This window comes from Campylobacter sp. P255 (assembly GCF_003627915.1).
Classification (GTDB): Bacteria; Campylobacterota; Campylobacteria; order Campylobacterales; family Campylobacteraceae; genus Campylobacter_D.
Map to the genome: position 1 here is coordinate 92,866 of NZ_NREN01000001.1, position 17,976 is coordinate 110,841.

The window sequence follows — 17,976 nt, forward strand, 5'->3', positions numbered from 1 at the left end:
TCAACCCTCATGACCTAAAATTTCAGCGCTTAAGCCTATATAAAAGTCATTTTTTCTTTCATCTATCAAAAGAGAATTTTCCATTTGAAATTGAGCAACATCTGTTTCGTTAAGGTTATTTTTTTCTAAAAGTTCTATCATAGCAATGTGATCTGCTAGTAATTTTTCCATTACATTTTCTAAAGCACCTAGGTTTGCGTATTTTATTGTTTCTATAAATTTTTCTTTAGGAGTTTTAGCAAACATTTCATCAAAAATATCCATATTTTAACCTTTCATGTGAGTTTGAATTTTTTCTATTAAAGTGTTTTTATCATTAGCCCCATCTGGTTCTTTAACTTCTTTATGCCAAGCAATATGTATATAATCTACATTTGCATTTTTTGCACAAAGTCTGTCTTTTAAGCTATCGCCTATAAAAAGACTTTTATTGTATTTTGCCTCATCTGCAATCAATCTTAACATCATAGGATCAGGCTTAGCTTCTATACCATAACTAACGCCTAAAATTTTATCAAAATACGAAAGAATGTTTTGTTTTTTTAAAATAGGCACTAAGCTTTCTTGTGGCGCATTGGTAGCAATGGCCAAATAGCACCCATTTTTTTTACAAAAATCCAAAACTTCAACTACCCCATCAAAAAGCACCACGCTTTGGTCATAATGCTTGATAAAATACTTCTCATAACCTTCTTTGAAGCTTGTGTGAGAGTAAGTATCAACGCCATAAAAAATCTTAGCATAGTTTTGCCCTGGAGTGTTGATTGTATCAAGGATAAAATCTCTTTTTAAAGGTTCAAGATTTAAATCAGCTCTTATTTCATTTACTGCACATACAATAGCATTAGCGCTATCTATTAAAGTTCCGTCCATATCAAAAATTACATTAATCAATATTCATCCTTAAATTTAGTTTTATGTTTGTCTTTTTTATAGCTTTGATTTTTCTTTAATTTGTATAAAGCATTTGCTTTTGAAACAAGCGTTTTTTGATCTAAGCCATCATCTAAGCACTCATTGACAAAAATTTCCAAAGCCTTAGTATAGGTAGAATCCAAAAAAACCGCTTGAATTTTTTCAAAAATCTTAGCATTTTTTTGCATTCTTTCTCTAAAAAGTATCATATCAAAATCTTCTCTTTTTAAAGCACTGATTGCAGAATTGGTAAATTTTTCCAAAGCTCTTACGTATTTTACCCTTAAGGCTTTTTCTTCATTTTTCATTCTGCTGCACTTGTGTTGATTCTACATTGTAATGCCTCTTGGACTAAATTTCTTGCTATGGAAGCTTCTGCATCTACAATGTGTAAGTATTTATCAGCATGAGGGAAGATGATCTTTGCTCCCATACCACTTGTTTTTAACACTGTTTTGATAGGTTTGTTTAGATTGGAAAGCACTTGATAAAGCATATCAAGTTTTGCTTCATTGCTTATGGTTATAATTGCGACTGAGCATTCTTCGATATTGGCTATTTTTAAAGTTTCTACTTGTGCAACATTTGCAAAAAATACATTTTCATTTCTACTTCGACCAAGTTCGACTAAATTCAAGTCATTCTCTAAAACCAAATAAGGAATACCTGTTTTTTTGATTTTTTGTACGACTTCTTGACCTAATCTTTCATAACCAAAAATAATAAAATGATCCTTCATTTTTTGATCACAAAGATAAAATTTGGCCATATCATTTTGCTCACCCTCGGCTGCATTGGCTATTTTTCTAAGATTATTTAAAATAAATGGTGTTGCAACCATTGTTACAATAGAAACTATGATAAAAATTTGCGCAGTTTTTTCATCTAAAAGTGAATTAACTTGCATGAGTGAAAATACTGCGAGTGCAAATTCTCCAATTTGAGAAATACTTAAAGCCGTTTTTAATGCTACTCTTTTTCTAGTATATAAAACCAAAAGACCATAAATAACTACAAACTTTATAACCAAAACTAAACTTACAAATACAAAAATCAAAAACCAATTTTCAAAAACAAGATGAAAATCTATCTGCAAGCCAACACTAATAAAGAAAAATCCCAAAAGTAAATCTCTAAAAGGTACCAAATCTGCTTCAATTTTGTGTTTATATTGTGTTTCTGCTATTAAAGCTCCGGCTATGAAAGCACCTAAAGAGTATGAAAAACCAAATGAATGTGCCAAAAAGCTTGCGCCAATCACAGTAAAAAGAATGGTCGCGATAAAAATTTCATTCGCATTTGTTTTGATGATAAATTTTAAAACATAAGTAAAAAGATATTTACCTATAAAATAAAGCAAAACTAGTAAAATAATAGCACTAACTAAAGTGGTGATTAAAAGTCTAGAAATATCTGCATTTTGAGAGCTAAAAATATCAATCATAAGTAGTAGTGGTATTACTGCGATGTCTTGAAAAAGTAAAATCCCCAAAGCTTTTCTGCCGTATTCTTCATTGATATCGCCACTATCATTGAGTATTTTTAAAACAATAGCTGTAGATGATAATGCCAAGGCAAAACCTGCAATCATCGCAATATGACTTGCAATACCCAAAATATAAGTCACAAGTAAAGTGCATACTAAACCACAAGTTAGCATTTGCAAACTTCCATTTAAAAACACTTCTTTTTTCATCGCTAAAAGATGCTTAAAAGAAAATTCAAGTCCAATAGTAAACATCAAAAATACTATACCAAATTCTGCCACGTGTATGATGATTTCATTGGTGCTAAAGCCATAAAATTCACGCACAAATAAACCTGTAGCAATATAGCCTATAATAGTTGGAATACCAAATTTTTTTAATATGACATTCAAAACAACTGCTACTGCTACTGCGGTCAAAAATAAAGTTATAAATGCATCCACTAACCAGCCTTTTTGCAATTATGAAGTTATTTGATTTTTTCTAAAAAAATTAAATCAAAATTACTTCTATGTTTGACAACCGCTCTTGATTTTGAAGGATTATCTCTTCTATCAAGCTCCAATCTTAACTCTTCTATGGTATTTTCAAACTCATCAATTTTTGTTTTGAGTTTTAATATTACATCTACTCCTGCTAAATTTACTCCAAGATCTCTAGTTAAACGCAAGATCATTTTTATACGGTCAATGTCTTTTTGCGAATAAAGCCTCATTTTACCATCAGTTCTACTTGGCTCAACTAAACCTTCTTTTTCGTATTGTCTTAGAGTTTGTGGGTGTATACTTAAAACCTTTGCCACAACACTAATAAGATATACCGGTTCATCATAACTGTGTTCCATATCCACTCCTTAAGGTAGTTTTTCTTCTAAAATTTTTACAAAATCTGGATCAAGTGTATTAATATCAGGTATTTTTACATTTAAAATCAAATACATATCCCCATATAAATCAGTTTTTCTATTTTGCACTCCATAGCCTTTGATTCGGATTTTTTGATTGTTTTTGGAATTTGGTGGTATGGTGATTTTAACTTCTTTTCGTGGAGTATGAACGCTAATTTTATCACCAAAAAGGGCTGTTTTTAAACTGATTTCAACTTTTTTATACAAGTCATCATCTTCTCTTTCGTATTCATCGCTTTGTTCTAATTCAACTTTTAAAATCAAATCTCCGCTGTGTCCTTGAAAGCTTTTACCTTTGCCTCTTATGCGTAGTTTTTCTCCATCTTTAATACCATGAGGAATTTTGATTTTCACTTGCTCGTTGTTGATATTTACTATATGTTCGCCACCTAAAATTCCTTTTTCAAAAGGAATTTTTATACTAGCTTGCAAGTCTAAATCTTCTTCAAAACCTCCAAAGCCCCCAAAACCACTTTTAAAATTATTGCTAGAGCTAAAGCCTCTGCCAAATCCTCCAAAACCTCCACCAAAGATACTATTTAAAATATCATTAATATCAGCTCCGCCTGCACTTCTTGAAAAATCATGAAAACTTTGTCCGCCAAACATTGAATCACCATATCTATCATACTGAGCTCTTTTTTGCTCATCGCTTAAAATTTCATATGCGGCATTGATTTCTTTAAATTTCTCTTCTGCGCCACTTTCTTTGTTGATATCAGGGTGGTATTGTCTTGCTAATTTTCTATAAGCTTTTTTTATTTCATCTGCACTAGCATTTTTAGCAACACCTAAAGTATCGTATAAACTATTGCTCATATTATTTTTCCTTCAATTTTATAATGTTTTGATTATATCAAAAACTTTAGTCTTAGTCAATCAACTTTTATAAGTTTTAAAACTAAAGGTTTTATTTACAATTGTGTAAAAATAAAATTTTATACTTGTAGGAAATGATTTTATAAAGGATGAATATGAAAAAAATAACCATACTTTCTTTAGCAGTAGCAACTAGTCTTTTTAGTGCTAGTATTGATTTTAAACAAGCAGATGATAATATACAAAGAACTTTACCAGCTAGTAATCCAAATTCTATACTTTCTTACCATGATTCTATACAAAAGGTAAAAAATTCTGTGGTGAATATCTCAACTTCAAAAACCGTTCAAAGTAATTCTTTTGGTATTGATGATTTTTTTAACGATCCTTATTTCAAACAATTTTTTGGTTTTGATTTTCCACAAGCTCCAAAAAGCAAGAAAAATAAAGAAGTGGTAAGCTCGCTTGGCTCGGGCGTGATTATCTCAAATGATGGATATATTATAACCAACAACCATGTTATCGAAGGTGCTGAAAAAATCACTGTGAATTTACCTGATTCAAGCACCGAATACAAAGCAAAATTAATCGGAGCTGACCCTAAAACAGATCTAGCTGTAATAAAGATTGAAGCTAAGAATTTACCCGCTGTTACTTTTGCTGATTCAGATAGATTGTTAGAAGGTGATGTGGTATTTGCTTTGGGTAATCCTTTTGGCGTAGGAAGTAGTGTTACAAGTGGAATTATCTCAGCTTTGAATAAAAACAATATAGGTTTAAATCAATACGAAAATTTCATTCAAACTGATGCTTCTATCAACCCTGGAAATTCAGGTGGAGCTTTAGTAGATAGTAGAGGAGCTTTAGTTGGGATCAACTCGGCCATACTTTCAAGAAGCGGAGGAAATAATGGTATTGGTTTTGCTATCCCTTCAAATATGGCAAAATCTATCGCACAAAAACTAATCGAACATGGAAAAATTGAAAGAGGATATTTGGGTGTAGTCATAGGAGCTTTAACTCAAGATATCAAAAAAGCCTATACTAATCAAGAAGGAGCTTTAATCACTGAAGTACAAAAAGATTCAGCAGCTTATAATGCAGGTTTAAAAAGAGGCGATTTGATCATAAAAGTAGATAAAACCACGATTAAAAGCCCTATGGATTTAAAAAACTATATAGGAAGTATCGATCCAAAACAAGCGATAGAGTTAACTTATGAAAGAGATAATAAGATTAAAACTGCGAAATTTATGTTAAAAACTGATGAAAAGTCGCTACAATATGAAAAAGGTTATATTGATGGCTTAAAATTAGTTGAATTAAATGCTAAAAACAAAGCCCAATACCGTATACCTGAAAACATTAGTGGTATTTTAATCACCGAAGTTACGCCAAAATCAAAAGCAGAAAAAATAGGCTTTGAACAAGGTGATATTATCATAGGTATCGATCAATATGAGGTTTCAAATTTTAAAGAATTATCAAAAGCTTTAGAGTTAAATAAAGGCAAAGAATATGTTAAAATTTGGATCAATAGAGGCGGTTTAGTTAGAGCTTTACTTTTTTAAGAAAGGAAAAAAATGACAAATATTTTAATGATTGAAGATGATTTAGAATTGGCCGAGATTATAGCAGAGTACTTAGAGCAATTTGACATGAAAGTAGATATCGCGCATGAACCATACATCGGTCTTTCAAGACTTGCTTTAAATCCTTATGATTTAATCATTTTAGATTTAAGTTTGCCTGGTCTTGATGGACTTGAAGTGTGTGAGGAAATTCGTAAAAAATACGATACGCCTATTATTATTTCAAGTGCAAGACACGATATCAGCGATAAGGTTACTGCTCTTGATTTGGGTGCTGATGATTATTTGCCAAAACCATATAATCCTCAAGAACTTCAAGCAAGGATAAAAAGTCATCTAAGAAGAATTTCAAACACCAAAACCGCCCAAGCTCAAGTCAAAAAAGATCTTGTTTATGATAAATATAAACACACTATCACTATGAAAGATCAAGAGATTAGTTTTACTAATGCTGAATTTGACATTTTGAGTTATTTGATTAAAAAAGAAGGTGGAGTGGTAAGCCGTGAAGAACTTGTGTATAATTGTAGTTCTATTAGCGAAGATTCTAGTAATAAAAGTATAGATGTAATTATTAGTAGAATTAGACAAAAAATCGGCGATGATCCTAAAACTCCAAAATACATTCATTCAATCAGAGGCATAGGATATAAACTAACTCAATGAATAAATCATCGATTTTTTATACCATAACCTTTGTTTTTTTACTTGCAAGTGTTAGTGTGATTTTGGCATTTTTATGGCTTATTAAATATGATCAGCAAAATTACACTAACGAACTTAATGCAAAATACTCCTTTATAGCCAACGCAAGATTATTGTATTTTAATCATGTGATTAGTGAGAAGGAATTTTATGAGCAAACTAAAAATTACAAGATGATTGAATTAACCGCACCCTCTTCTATAAGAAAAATCATCTACAAGGCTGAAACCATAGCACGCGCTCAAACTAGCACAGGTGTGGTTGAAATCATTACTTTAGAAGATAATGTGTATTTAAAAATCATCTTTGATGGCAAGCTTTATTTGTATAAAGATTTAGAATATCAAGGTTACCGTTACTTTGTAATCAAGCTTATTGCATGTATTGTGGTGATGGTTTTATTGGTATTATATATTTTTATCATTAGAAAATTAAAACCATTAAGAGCTTTAAAAAAACAAATTGATAAATTTGGAGAAAATAAACTAGATGAAATTCAAAATGTCAGCAAAGGCAACGATGAAATTTCACAGGTTGCAACAGCCTTTTATGAGTCTATTTTGCGAATTCAAAAGCTTAATACTTCAAGACAATTTTTTCTAAGAAATATCATGCATGAGTTAAAAACTCCTATTACCAAAGGATTGATCACTTTAGAAATGCTTGAAAATAGCAAATACAAAGAAAGACTCATAGGTGCTTTTAATCGTTTAGAAATTTTAATCAACGAATTTGCTGCTATTGAACAAATTACTTCGGGTGCGGGTTTGATTAATTTAAAAAAATACAATATCTTAGATCTTTTAGATGAAGCAAAAGATATTGCCATGAGTGATGATGAAAAAGTAAAAATTAGCATCAAAGAAAGTTTTAGTGTTAATGTGGATTTTAAATTATTCACCACTGCGATGAAAAATATGATCGATAATGCGACAAAATACTCTGATGAAAATTGTGTTACCATAGAAATAACCAAAGAATACCTTTGCTTTAAAAACAAAGGAAAAGCCTTGGATAAAGACTTAAAACACTATACTCAAGCCTTTACTCAAGGAAAGAAAAATAAAGATAGTTTTGGACTTGGACTATACATCGTTAAAACTATTTTAGATTCTCATAAACTTACGCTTCATTATGAATACAAAGATGGCGTAAATTATTTTTATTTTAATCATATAGAAAATATAATTTTAAACTAGGATTTCCATGCCCTTATCACGTTTAAATGAAGAACAATACAAAGCTGCTAGTGCCCCTTTTGGACATAATCTAATCATAGCAAGTGCAGGCACAGGCAAAACTTCTACTATTGTTGCAAGAATAGCATTCTTGCTTCAAAATGGCATAAAGCCTGAAAAAATCATGCTATTAACCTTTACTAACAAAGCAAGCAAAGAAATGATTGAAAGACTTGGGAGGTATTTTGACAAAAGCATTACTTCAAAAATTACCGCAGGAACTTTTCATAGCACCGCCTATACTTTGCTTAAAGAATTAAACCATGATATCATTTTAAAACCAGCAAGTGAGCTTAAAATTCTTTTGCGTTCTATTTTTGAAAAACGCACTTTTCATCATTTAAGCGACACTAAGCCTTATATGCCAAGTTATTTATATGATGTGTATTCTTTATTTCAAAATACCAATGCAAATTTAGATGAATTTTACAACTGGTTTTGTCAAAACTATGATGAACAAGCTGTTTATGCTGAAATTTATGAAGATATTTTAAAAGAATATGAAGAAGAAAAAGCACGTTTTAACTATGTGGATTTTAATGATTTATTGATTAAACTAAAACACGTTTTATCTTCACATCATTTCGAATTTGATGAAATTTTAGTAGATGAATATCAAGACACTAATACCTTGCAAGGTTCACTTATTGACGCGTTTAATAGTAAAAGTTTATTTTGTGTGGGAGATTATGATCAAAGCATTTATGCTTTTAATGGAGCAGATATTTCCATTATAGGAAGTTTTAAAGATAGATTTGTGGATGCAAATATTTTTACTTTAAATAAAAACTATCGCTCTAGTAAAAATATTCTTGCGCTAGCTAATAAAGTCATCTTAAATAATGAAAGACTATATCCTAAAGAATTAATCGTAACAAGAGAAGGAGACTTTAAAGCACCAAGTTTACTAACGTTTAACGAATTATTTGATCAATACTCCACTATCGCAAAGTTAATTCTACAAAGTGGAGTTAATTTAGATGAAATCGCTGTTATTTTTAGAAACAACTCAAGTGCTGATGGTATAGAAGTAGCCTTAAGAGAACTTGGCATAGCTAGTAAAAGAAAAGGCGGTGGGAGTTTTTTTGAAAGTTTAGAAGTGAAGAATTTTTGCTCCATGCTTGCGATCGTGCTTAATCCAAAAGATATCATGGCTTTTATCCATTTACTTGAATATACCAAAGGAGTTGGAGGGGTTTTAGCTAAAGATATTTTTGATGCTTTGTTAAAACTAGGACATTCTAGTTTAATTAAAGGATTTTTAAATCCTGACACTAGTGTAAGTTTAAAAAAATACAAAAAACAAAGTTATCAATTGGGTTTATTTGATGATATTGAAGAGTTAGCTTCTCCATCAAGATTTAATTTAGAAAGTGAGTTTAACACCCACCCTATTTTAAGCCTGCCTAAGATCAATGAATTTTGCGCAAAAAATCTTGAAAAAATTTATCTTTTTATAAAAAAAGCTAGTGAATGTAAGGTTTCAAGCCAGCTTGTAAATTTGATTTTAGAGAATGATTATTTTAAAGAAATTTGTGATATTTTAGCAGCCAAGAGAGCGACTAATAAAAATTCTAATGTTGATTTAAATAAAAAAAGTGAAATTTTAGAAAAAATCAATGCAAAAATGTTTGTATTAAAAGAATTGGCTAAAAATTATAGTGATAATTACAAATACTATAACTTTCTCACCCTTGGCGCTAGTGAAATGAGTAGTGGAAGCGGGGTTAATCTTTTAAGTATTCATGCTAGCAAGGGGCTTGAATTTGAGCTTGTATTTGTTATAGATCTTGCGCAAGGAAGATTTCCTAACCAAAAACTCATGAGCATGGGTGGAAGCTTAGAAGAAGAGCGAAGACTTTTTTATGTTGCGGTTACTAGAGCTAAAGATACTTTATACTTAAGCTATGCAAAATACGATAAGATAAAAAAAAGCAACTATCAGCCTTCATGTTTTCTAATCGAAGCAGGTATGTGTAAAGAAGAAAAAAAATAAGACTTTATTAATCTTTTTATATTATGATTAATATAAATCATTTAAGGAGAAAAAATGAATAGCGTATTATTCAAAGGAAATAAAGTAAGCTTAAAAGGAAATAATGTTCAAGTTGGAGATATGGCACCAAACATTACTCTAAAAGCCAAAGATCTTTCAGGTGTTGAAATCGCTCCAAAAGGTAAAACTCAAATTATTATCAGCGTACCAAGCCTTGATACTCCAGTATGTGCTACTGAAGCTAGAGAATTTAATAAAAAAGCAGCAGCAAGTGGCGCTGAAGTAATCGTAGTAAGTATGGATTTACCATTTGCTATGGGTCGTTTTTGTTCAACCGAAGGTATTGATAATCTAACCGTTGCAAGTGATTTTGTTTCTAAAGAATTTGGTGAAAAATACGGTGTTTTAATGGCAGATGGTCCGCTTGAGGGAATTCTAGCTAGAGCTGTATTTGTGGTAAAAGATGGTGTGGTTGTATATAAAGAACTTGTAAATGAAGTTACTGAATTACCAAATATGCAAGCTTTAGAAAACTTTTTTAACCAAAGTTGTGGATGCGGCGGTTGTGGTTGCCACTAAAATTTAAAAGCCTGTAAAAAGGCTTTTAAAACTACTTATAAAATTTATATGCAAGTTTTTATTTTTTTAATTTTAGGTTCAATGACAAATCGACAATAAGCCTGATCAGGATTGTTTTTAAAATATTTTTGATGATAATCTTCACCTTTGTAGTATTTTTTTGCTTTCAAAACCTGTGTCGCTAAGGTTTTTTCATAATTTTGTTGTGCTTTTTGCAAAAAATCACTAATGATTTTTAACTGTGTTTCATCTTGGTAAAAGATGACTGAACGATACTGAATTCCCTCATCCGCTCCTTGTTTATCAATACTTGTAGGATCATGCATTTTTAGAAAAACTTCTAAAATTTTTTCTAGTGTAATTTCTTTTTGATCATATACTATTTTAGTAATTTCTATATTTCCATCGCCATTTACTACACTTTCATAGCTTGGGTTTGGCTTGCCACCCATATAACCTACTTCTGTATACACTACACCCTTAATCTCATCAAATACAGCTTGCGTACACCAAAAACAACCCGCACCTAAAATGATTTCACTATGCAAAATACTACCTTTATTTCTCATCTTCTTTTAACACAAGTTGCATAAGATAAAGCTCCTCTCCATCGATAATTTTTAAATTCTTATCTTCGCATTTTGGACACCAAAAGATATTATTTTCAAGCACCCCACTAAAATGACACTTTTGACACTCCACTACCACCTCTTGAAGATGCATGATAAATTTGGCATTTTTACACAAGGGGCTATTTTCCCTAAATGTCTCAAAGCTTCTTTGTAAAAGCGCAGCCTCAACACCGCTTAAGCGCCCTATTTTTACATGTACTTCTTCGACTATTTTACCCTGGGCATATTCTTCACAAAGTTCTAGTAAAGATTCTGTAATACTTAACTCATGCATTAGCAAATTCTTGGTAAAAGTTCACCTTTTGGAGCTTCTAAAACACGCTTTGCTCCATAGGCATTTTCTAAAATCACCCTTGCTTTTTCATTGGCTGTGATTTTACCTATAATAGCTGCATTAGCATTAAATTTTTTTAAGATTTCTAATGCTTTTTGCTCATCTTTTTGCTCTATACATAATATAAAGGTTCCTTCATTAGCAAGTTCATAAGGCTCATATCCAAAAAGCTCGCAAACTCCTAAAACTTCATTGCAAACTGGAATTTTTTCTTCATATACCATAAGTTCTAAATTGCTCAACTTAGCCCATTCATTTAACACCGCGCTAAGTCCACCACGCGTTGCATCACGCATTGCTTTGATTTTTATATCAGCTTCTAAAAGCGCTAAAACTTCTTCTTTTAAACATTTACAATCACTGTCAATATTTGCTTCTAGATTATTTCTTTCAACCAAAACCGCACATCCATGTGCTCCTATATCTCTAGAAACTAATATACTACAACCACTTTTTATGTCTTTGGTGTTGATTTTTTGTATGTTTTTTCCTATGCAAGAAGTGTTGATGTATATCGCATCGCCTTTATTTTTAGGAACGACTTTAGTATCCCCGCAAACTAATTTCACCCCTGCTTTATCACATTCTTCTTTTATGGATTTGAGTATGATTTTTAACTTTTCTATCTCAAAACCCTCTTCTAAAATCAAGGCTAATGATAAATATAAAGGTTTTGCTCCCACCATCAATACATCATTTACACTACCACAAACTGCAAGTTTTCCTATGTTTACATTTTTTAAAAAAATAGGATTTAACACAAAAGAATCTGTGCTAAAAGCCAAATCATCTAAAATAGCCGCATCGTTTGCTTCATTTAAAACATCATTTTTAAAAATAGAAAAAATTTCGCCGATTAAGGCATTCATTTCTTCACCACCACCACCATGGGCTAAAGTAATTTGCTTCATTTTAAACCTTATCTTGATAGTATTTATAATAAGCCGCACAAGCTCCTTCGCTAGATACCATGCAACTTCCTATGGGATTTTTAGGGGTGCAAGCTTTTGCAAATACTTTGCAATCATAAGGCTTGGCTAAACCTCTTAAAATTTGACCACAAATACATGCTTTGCTTTCATCTTTGCTATTTACCTCACAATCAAATACCTTACTAGCATCTAAATGCGCAAATTCATCTTTTAAACAAAGCCCACCATTTGCAATCATTCCAAGACCTCTAAATTCAAAATCACAAGCTTGAAAGTATTTCTCTACTAAAGTTTTGGCTTTTATATTACCCTCTTTGCTAACTACTCTGTAGTATTCATTGTAAACTTCAAAAGTATTAGCATTCATTTGTTCTACTATATTCAACACGCTAAGCATAATATCAACTGGTTCAAATCCACTTACAGCTATAGGTGTTTGGTATTTTTTAGCAATAGGCTCATAAATGTTTGTTCCTGTGATAACGCTAACATGAGAAGGTCCTAAAAATGCATCGATTTTTACATTTTCATCTTGCATGATAGCTTCTACTGCGGGTGGAACTAGCACATGGTTGATATGAAAAAATAAATTTTTTAAATTTAAAGCTATGCTTTTTTCTAAGATTACTCCGCTCATAGGTGTGGTTGTCTCAAAACCTATGGCAAAAAATATCACATTTTTTTCAGGATTTTTTAAAGCAATATCTACCACATCTAAAGGGGTATAAAGTGCTCTAATATCTGCTCCTTTGGCTCTAAGATCGATTAAACTCTCATGGCTTCCTGGTACTTTTAACATATCACCTAAGACGCAAAAAATAGTACTAGGCATACTTGCAAGCTTTAAAGCTACATCTATGCGTTCTCTTGGCATGACACACACAGGGCAACCTGGTCCATGTATAAAATTGATTGCTTTAGGTAGCAAATCAATCAAACCAAATTTCATAATACTATGCGTATGCCCCCCACAAATCTCCATAATATTAATAGGCTTGGTAATCTTAGAAGCGATAAGCTCTTTTAGGGCTAAAATCCTTTCTTTATCTCTAAAATCATTAATTAAATCCATGTTTTAATCCCATATCGCCTTCATTTTCATCGATTTGTCCATTTTGCATTTTTTCTGCTATATCTGTATAAATTTTTAAACTTTCTTGTGCAGCTTGCGTATCAATTTTTTCCATAGCAAAACCTACATGTATTAGCACATAATCACCTACTTTTAAAGGTTCGCTTATCAAATCCAAACTTACTCTTCTTTTAACTCCTAAGGTCTCGACTATAGCTGAATTTAATTCATCGATTTCTAAAATTTTAGAAGGTATTGAAAGGCACATTAATGAAGCTCCTTTTTCATTTTCAAGTAATTCAACCAAAGATCAAAACCTGTTTTTGTTTTACTATCTAAGATCATGATGTCGATTTTAGGATTTAATCTTTTAGCTGCCATGGAAGCAGCTTTAAAATCAAAGTCAAAGTGTTGAGCTAAATCTGCTTTGGTTATAACTAGCAAATCTGCTTTTCTAAACATCACCGGATATTTTTCTACCTTATCGCTACCTTCTGTAACTGAAAGCAAAACTACATTTAAATGCTCACCCAAATCATAGCTTGCAGGGCATACCAAATTTCCTACATTTTCGATAAAAACTATATCAAGTTCGCTAAGTTTAAAATGATGTAAAGCATCATGTACCATAAAAGCATCTAAATGGCAAGTTTGCCCTGTGGTAATTTGATGAGCTAAGCCCCCTGCTTTGATAATGCGGTTTGCATCGTTATTGGTTTCTAAATCTCCTTCAACTACAGCTATTTTTAAGCTATCTTTTAAATTTTTTATCGTTTCTTCTAAAAGTGTTGTCTTTCCACTACCTGGAGAACTCATTAAGTTAATACAAAGTGTGCCATGTTCGTTAAAATGTTCTCTATTATGTGAGGCTTGATGGTCATTTTTTGATAAAATTTTACTAATAACATGAATAGTTTTTTCTTCTTTTAAAGCTGGATTTTCATGATGGTGATCATGGTTATGATCATGTCCATTGATAGAACAGCCACAGTCTTTGCACATAAGATATCCTTTTTATATTTTTTGTTTATTTTATATAAAAAAGTATTAAAAAAATATGAGTTTGATTAAGTTTTTAATGATAAATAATGCACAAGCTGCCCAAGCGCAATGGAGCTATCATTGCAAGGATATTGTAAAGAAGTTTTATAAGAGAAATTTTTTTGAGATAATATCATATGAAGTGTTTTATTTTGAAATACCCCGCCACATAAAATCACTTCTTCTTTGAAATTTTTTGAATATTCTATGATCAAATTTGCAATAGCATTGATCAATCCTGTGCTAATTTTAACCTTGTCTTGATCTTTTAAAGCTTGCAAGAAAGCATTTTTAAAACATATTTCATTATCTTTGATGTCAAATTTATAGCTATAATCAAGGTTTTGATTGTAGTATTTTTCCATCAAAAGCCCAATTTGTGCTTCATAGTCTAGTTTTTCTTGATTAAAGGCAATCGCTCCAAAAGCATCGATAATTCTGCCAAGAGAACTGGTATACAAAGAACTTTGAGTATGAATTTTTTTAAGATTGTTTAATTTTACTTGAGAAAATTGACCCAAAAACCAACTTGCTTCGCTTTCTAAATTAAAATCAAAAATCAAAGATAAAGCTAAATTTGCGATATTTTTAATATCAGCATTAATTAATTTGAAATTTTTAAAATGGCTTAGTCTGGTATAATTTCTTAGATTTGCCCTAAAAATCTCTCCGCCCCAAATTTTACCATCATCTCCATAGCCTGTACCATCAAATACAAAAGCTAAAACGTCATTTTTGTAAATTTTATGTTCAAATAAACATGCACACAAGTGTGCATAATGATGTTGTATCATAAATTTTTCATCATGATTTATTTGTTTTACATAAGCAAAATGCGGGTGTTTATCGCACAAAACTTGATCAAAGCTTACCCCATATGCCTTTTGAAAAAAGTGTAAAATTTTCAAAAATCTTTCTTGGATATCTAAATTTTTCATATCGCCTATATAGGGAGAAATGAAAATTTGATCCTTAAAAAAGCATGCAAACTCGTTTTTTAATTCACTTCCCAAAGCAAGGATATTTTCTTTGGAATTAAAAATATTTTTAGTATTAATATAAAGCGGATTTAAACCTCTTGAAGTTCTTAAAAACATTACCTTATCGTTAATAACTTGGGCAATACTATCATCACTTGAGTTTTGTATTTGCCTATTATAATCAAGATAAAAATCAAACACATCGCTAAGCTGTTCTAAAAGTTTTGTTTCTTTATAGATGATACTTTGCGAGCTTAAATTGGCACTCGTTGCGATGATAGGTTTTTTAAAATGTTCAAAAAGCATTAAATGCGTCCCCATGTAAGCTAACATAATGCCTATTTTATCGGTATCAGGTGCCAAGACTTGATGGATATTTTTACTATTTAAAATCACAATAGGTTTTAAATTTGAAGTGAGAAGCTTTGCTTCAAATTTATTAATAAAAGCTAACTTTTGAGCCATATCAAGATCTTTCACCATAATAGCAAAAGGCTTCTTAGGGCGGTTTTTGCGTTTTCTAAGTTCTATGATGGTGTTTTCGTTTGTACTATCACAAATTAAGTGAAATCCTCCCATACCTTTAAAAGCTATGATTTTACCTTGCTCTAAAAACTTTGCAAGCAGGATAAAAGCTTCTTCATCTTGAGCTAAAATATTTTGGTTTTTATCTTTTAAAAAGATTGTAATTTTACATTTTGGACACGAAAGAGGCTGGGCATGAAAGCGACGATTAGCTGGGTCTTTGTATTCGCTTTGACAAAAAGCACACATGCTAAATTGTTCCATAGTAGTATTAGCTCTATCATAAGGAAGTTGTTTGATGATAGAAAATCTCGGCCCGCAATTTGTACAAGTGATGAAAGGGTATTTAAAACGTGGATTTTTCTCATCATAAAATTCTTCATAGCAGTCTTTACAAAGAGCAAAATCACTTAAAATAGGACTAAATTTTTCACCATCTTGCGAATGATTTATAATAAAACTATCGTAATTTTTATCAATTTTTTTATCAAAAAAAACAAACTCATCAATTCGCGCTAAAGGTGGCAAATGCAAAAAAAGCTTTTCTTTGAAAGTTAAAACTTCACTTTGATTACATACAAGGATCACTATAACACCCAAGCCATCATTATACACCTCACCTTTTAAGTGTAACTCTTGAGCTATATTAAAAACCAAAGGACGAAAGCCAACTCCTTGCACTAGTCCTTTGATGTGAATTTCATATCCAAAGTGGGACATCACTTAACTTAAAAAAAGGAATATGTTTAAATACATTCTTACTAAGGCTTTTATGCTCAAACAAACTTCCACTAAGCACTACATAATCTACTTGATTTTTAGCTTTTAAATCATCAAATAAATCTCTTAAAAAATATGCCAAACTCTCAACCACACCTAGTGCTATGATTTGATTTTCCACCCCTGCAAGCTTAAAGCTCATCACGCTTCTTAAGGTTTTAGTATAATCAAACTCTTTTTGTTCATTAAGCTTAAAGTCTATCCTAACACCTTTTGCCATTTTGCTTTCATCTGCTAAAGCCAAAAGCGCCAATGCTGCTTTTTGCACATCTTTATCAAGTTCTAAAATCATACCTATCATACCAAAAAGATTAAAAAAACTATTAGTAACATTAAACTCTTTTTGCACTAGAGTAAATTCTTTTTCATAATTAGCTAGCAATCTCTTAGCAACATCATCTTGACTTATAGTTTTATAAAACTCATCAAAGCTCTTTGGCAGGGAAAGTTTTAAAAGGTTTAATTCTTTATCAAGCAAAATAACATCATCATAAGCCTTGCTAAGCTCTAAAAGCAAAGTTTTTTTGTCTTTAAAATCAGTCAATATACAAGAAATTCTTGCAAAATTTTTATCTTCTTTTTGAAAAATCAAATTTCTAAATTCAGGTAAAATATAATCATATCCTTTGCACACAAGCAATTCATTTTCTATGAAAGCAACTTCAAAATCATCTTCAAAATGCTCTATTTTTTTGAAATTTAAAAATTTCACTCCTTCTTTTTCTAACTCATAGCATATTGCAAATAAAAAAAGATTATCATAAAGTTTGATTTTAAAATACTCTTGTGTTGGTGAGTGGTTTTGTCTAAAAATAGCATTAAACTTAAGTTTCATTAGAGGTTTTTCAACCCCTGCTAAAATTTTAAATTGCTCATTATTGCATGAAAAAAATGCATTGATATGTTTTGGATCGCTTGGGATTAAAAAATCATCTAAGTTGTCATTAAAAATTTCAAAAACATACACTCCTTTTGAATTTTTAAAATATATTTTTTCTTGTTTTTTTAATCTCTCTAAAGCTTTTTTTAAATTATCATGGAAATTTTCTTTAGTGATTTTTATAAACTCATTTTCTATTTTAAATTCCTCATCTACAAAAACACCCCATTCATTGCTTAAAAGCTCACCTTGGGTGTATGCATTTGCATTCAGTCTAGTTAAAAAACTTCTTTTAGTGAAATTTTTTTCTTTTTTTATAGGTGTGAAATCTTCTTCTACAAGCTTTAAATCAAATTTATTCAAAAACACGCTATGGCTGATTTTTTCTAAAGTAGCGCAAAATGCTTGAATTTCATCTTTCTCGCCTTTTACCTTAATGGTGATTTTTTCATCTTTTTGTTCATAGTGATATGTGTAATCTTTAGCATAATAACCAAGTAAATATTCAAAAATGTCATTTTTGGATTTATAATTAAAAGTAATTTCTAAAAGCAAATCAAAA

19 protein-coding genes are annotated in these 17,976 nt (G+C 30.9%); 5 read left to right on the forward strand and 14 right to left on the reverse strand.

Annotated elements, in window-relative coordinates; translation table 11 throughout:
* Genes CKA54_RS00495 through CKA54_RS00520 form a run of 6 tightly spaced genes read right to left on the reverse strand, consistent with a single transcriptional unit; the run spans position 1 to position 4,128 of the window.
* Positions 1 to 264 (reverse strand): DUF2018 family protein, encoded by a 264-nt coding sequence (locus CKA54_RS00495; protein WP_120759058.1) that lies wholly within the window; start codon positions 262 to 264, stop codon positions 1 to 3.
* A 3-nt stretch (positions 265 to 267) separates the two neighbouring features.
* Entirely contained in the window at positions 268 to 894 is a 627-nt protein-coding gene (locus CKA54_RS00500) for an HAD family hydrolase (RefSeq protein ID WP_120759059.1), read from the reverse strand.
* On the reverse strand, positions 891 to 1,223 hold the full coding sequence (locus CKA54_RS00505; protein ID WP_039663684.1) for a hypothetical protein: 333 nt from the start codon (positions 1,221 to 1,223) through the stop codon (positions 891 to 893). Before CKA54_RS00505 ends, CKA54_RS00500 begins: the two co-directional genes overlap by 4 nt.
* Positions 1,220 to 2,845 (reverse strand): cation:proton antiporter, encoded by a 1,626-nt coding sequence (locus CKA54_RS00510; RefSeq protein WP_120759061.1) that lies wholly within the window; start codon positions 2,843 to 2,845, stop codon positions 1,220 to 1,222. The genes CKA54_RS00505 and CKA54_RS00510 overlap by 4 nt, the downstream gene beginning before the upstream one ends.
* Before the next feature lie 26 nt (positions 2,846 to 2,871).
* Positions 2,872 to 3,246, reverse strand: coding sequence for a heat shock transcriptional regulator, MerR family (locus CKA54_RS00515; protein WP_039668403.1), 375 nt, complete (start codon positions 3,244 to 3,246; stop codon positions 2,872 to 2,874).
* A gap of 9 nt (positions 3,247 to 3,255) precedes the next feature.
* Complete coding sequence (locus tag CKA54_RS00520) at positions 3,256 to 4,128, reverse strand: DnaJ C-terminal domain-containing protein (RefSeq protein WP_120759063.1); 873 nt, start codon at positions 4,126 to 4,128, stop codon at positions 3,256 to 3,258.
* Positions 4,129 to 4,283: 155 nt separating this feature from the next.
* On the opposite strand from CKA54_RS00520, the gene CKA54_RS00525 reads away from it, so the two are divergent.
* From CKA54_RS00525 to tpx, 5 genes are read left to right on the forward strand one after another with little or no spacing between them, the layout of a single operon-like run.
* Entirely contained in the window at positions 4,284 to 5,699 is a 1,416-nt protein-coding gene (locus CKA54_RS00525) for a DegQ family serine endoprotease (protein WP_120759065.1), read from the forward strand.
* A gap of 12 nt (positions 5,700 to 5,711) precedes the next feature.
* Complete coding sequence (locus CKA54_RS00530; RefSeq protein ID WP_120759067.1) at positions 5,712 to 6,386, forward strand: response regulator transcription factor; 675 nt, start codon at positions 5,712 to 5,714, stop codon at positions 6,384 to 6,386.
* Positions 6,383 to 7,624 (forward strand): ArsS family sensor histidine kinase, encoded by a 1,242-nt coding sequence (locus CKA54_RS00535; RefSeq protein WP_120759068.1) that lies wholly within the window; start codon positions 6,383 to 6,385, stop codon positions 7,622 to 7,624. Before CKA54_RS00530 ends, CKA54_RS00535 begins: the two co-directional genes overlap by 4 nt.
* Before the next feature lie 7 nt (positions 7,625 to 7,631).
* The gene (locus tag CKA54_RS00540; RefSeq protein ID WP_120759070.1) at positions 7,632 to 9,659 is read left to right on the forward strand and encodes an ATP-dependent helicase; all 2,028 of its coding nucleotides are present in this window, start codon (positions 7,632 to 7,634) and stop codon (positions 9,657 to 9,659) included.
* Between the two features lie 54 nt (positions 9,660 to 9,713).
* Complete coding sequence (tpx, locus tag CKA54_RS00545; protein ID WP_120759072.1) at positions 9,714 to 10,238, forward strand: thiol peroxidase; 525 nt, start codon at positions 9,714 to 9,716, stop codon at positions 10,236 to 10,238.
* Between the two features lie 44 nt (positions 10,239 to 10,282).
* Here the strand turns inward: tpx and msrA are convergent, their stop codons facing one another.
* The 8 genes from msrA to CKA54_RS00585 all read right to left on the reverse strand — a co-directional run bounded on the left by msrA (position 10,283) and on the right by CKA54_RS00585 (position 17,969).
* Entirely contained in the window at positions 10,283 to 10,807 is a 525-nt protein-coding gene (msrA, locus tag CKA54_RS00550) for a peptide-methionine (S)-S-oxide reductase MsrA (RefSeq protein WP_172586647.1), read from the reverse strand.
* A complete protein-coding gene (locus CKA54_RS00555; protein ID WP_120759084.1) occupies positions 10,797 to 11,144 on the reverse strand; it encodes a hydrogenase maturation nickel metallochaperone HypA in 348 nt (115 codons plus the stop codon). Before CKA54_RS00555 ends, msrA begins: the two co-directional genes overlap by 11 nt.
* Entirely contained in the window at positions 11,144 to 12,115 is a 972-nt protein-coding gene (hypE, locus tag CKA54_RS00560; RefSeq protein ID WP_120759086.1) for a hydrogenase expression/formation protein HypE, read from the reverse strand. Before hypE ends, CKA54_RS00555 begins: the two co-directional genes overlap by 1 nt.
* A 1-nt stretch (position 12,116) precedes the next feature.
* The gene (hypD, locus tag CKA54_RS00565) at positions 12,117 to 13,208 is read right to left on the reverse strand and encodes a hydrogenase formation protein HypD (RefSeq protein ID WP_120759088.1); all 1,092 of its coding nucleotides are present in this window, start codon (positions 13,206 to 13,208) and stop codon (positions 12,117 to 12,119) included.
* Positions 13,195 to 13,476, reverse strand: a complete 282-nt coding sequence (locus tag CKA54_RS00570) for a HypC/HybG/HupF family hydrogenase formation chaperone (protein ID WP_120759090.1) — start codon at positions 13,474 to 13,476, stop codon at positions 13,195 to 13,197. Before CKA54_RS00570 ends, hypD begins: the two co-directional genes overlap by 14 nt.
* On the reverse strand, positions 13,476 to 14,210 hold the full coding sequence (gene hypB / locus CKA54_RS00575) for a hydrogenase nickel incorporation protein HypB (RefSeq protein WP_120759092.1): 735 nt from the start codon (positions 14,208 to 14,210) through the stop codon (positions 13,476 to 13,478). The genes CKA54_RS00570 and hypB overlap by 1 nt, the downstream gene beginning before the upstream one ends.
* A 65-nt stretch (positions 14,211 to 14,275) precedes the next feature.
* A complete protein-coding gene (hypF, locus tag CKA54_RS00580; RefSeq protein WP_120759093.1) occupies positions 14,276 to 16,474 on the reverse strand; it encodes a carbamoyltransferase HypF in 2,199 nt (732 codons plus the stop codon).
* Complete coding sequence (locus tag CKA54_RS00585) at positions 16,455 to 17,969, reverse strand: hypothetical protein (RefSeq protein WP_120759095.1); 1,515 nt, start codon at positions 17,967 to 17,969, stop codon at positions 16,455 to 16,457. Before CKA54_RS00585 ends, hypF begins: the two co-directional genes overlap by 20 nt.
* Between the last annotated feature and the right edge of the window lie 7 nt (positions 17,970 to 17,976).

What these genes read in the sequence shown, in the direction of transcription:
- CKA54_RS00495 (WP_120759058.1), bottom strand. Translation starts at nt 264, where the DNA reads ATGGATATTTTTGATGAAATGTTTGCTAAAACTCCTAAAGAAAAATTT.
- CKA54_RS00505 (WP_039663684.1), bottom strand. Translation starts at nt 1,223, where the DNA reads ATGAAAAATGAAGAAAAAGCCTTAAGGGTAAAATACGTAAGAGCTTTG.
- CKA54_RS00515 (WP_039668403.1), bottom strand. Translation starts at nt 3,246, where the DNA reads ATGGAACACAGTTATGATGAACCGGTATATCTTATTAGTGTTGTGGCA.
- CKA54_RS00520 (WP_120759063.1), bottom strand. Translation starts at nt 4,128, where the DNA reads ATGAGCAATAGTTTATACGATACTTTAGGTGTTGCTAAAAATGCTAGT.
- CKA54_RS00525 (WP_120759065.1), top strand. Translation starts at nt 4,284, where the DNA reads ATGAAAAAAATAACCATACTTTCTTTAGCAGTAGCAACTAGTCTTTTT.
- CKA54_RS00530 (WP_120759067.1), top strand. Translation starts at nt 5,712, where the DNA reads ATGACAAATATTTTAATGATTGAAGATGATTTAGAATTGGCCGAGATT.
- CKA54_RS00535 (WP_120759068.1), top strand. Translation starts at nt 6,383, where the DNA reads ATGAATAAATCATCGATTTTTTATACCATAACCTTTGTTTTTTTACTT.
- CKA54_RS00540 (WP_120759070.1), top strand. Translation starts at nt 7,632, where the DNA reads ATGCCCTTATCACGTTTAAATGAAGAACAATACAAAGCTGCTAGTGCC.
- tpx (WP_120759072.1), top strand. Translation starts at nt 9,714, where the DNA reads ATGAATAGCGTATTATTCAAAGGAAATAAAGTAAGCTTAAAAGGAAAT.
- msrA (WP_172586647.1), bottom strand. Translation starts at nt 10,807, where the DNA reads ATGAGAAATAAAGGTAGTATTTTGCATAGTGAAATCATTTTAGGTGCG.
- CKA54_RS00555 (WP_120759084.1), bottom strand. Translation starts at nt 11,144, where the DNA reads ATGCATGAGTTAAGTATTACAGAATCTTTACTAGAACTTTGTGAAGAA.
- hypE (WP_120759086.1), bottom strand. Translation starts at nt 12,115, where the DNA reads ATGAAGCAAATTACTTTAGCCCATGGTGGTGGTGGTGAAGAAATGAAT.
- hypD (WP_120759088.1), bottom strand. Translation starts at nt 13,208, where the DNA reads ATGGATTTAATTAATGATTTTAGAGATAAAGAAAGGATTTTAGCCCTA.
- CKA54_RS00570 (WP_120759090.1), bottom strand. Translation starts at nt 13,476, where the DNA reads ATGTGCCTTTCAATACCTTCTAAAATTTTAGAAATCGATGAATTAAAT.
- hypB (WP_120759092.1), bottom strand. Translation starts at nt 14,210, where the DNA reads ATGTGCAAAGACTGTGGCTGTTCTATCAATGGACATGATCATAACCAT.
- hypF (WP_120759093.1), bottom strand. Translation starts at nt 16,474, where the DNA reads ATGTCCCACTTTGGATATGAAATTCACATCAAAGGACTAGTGCAAGGA.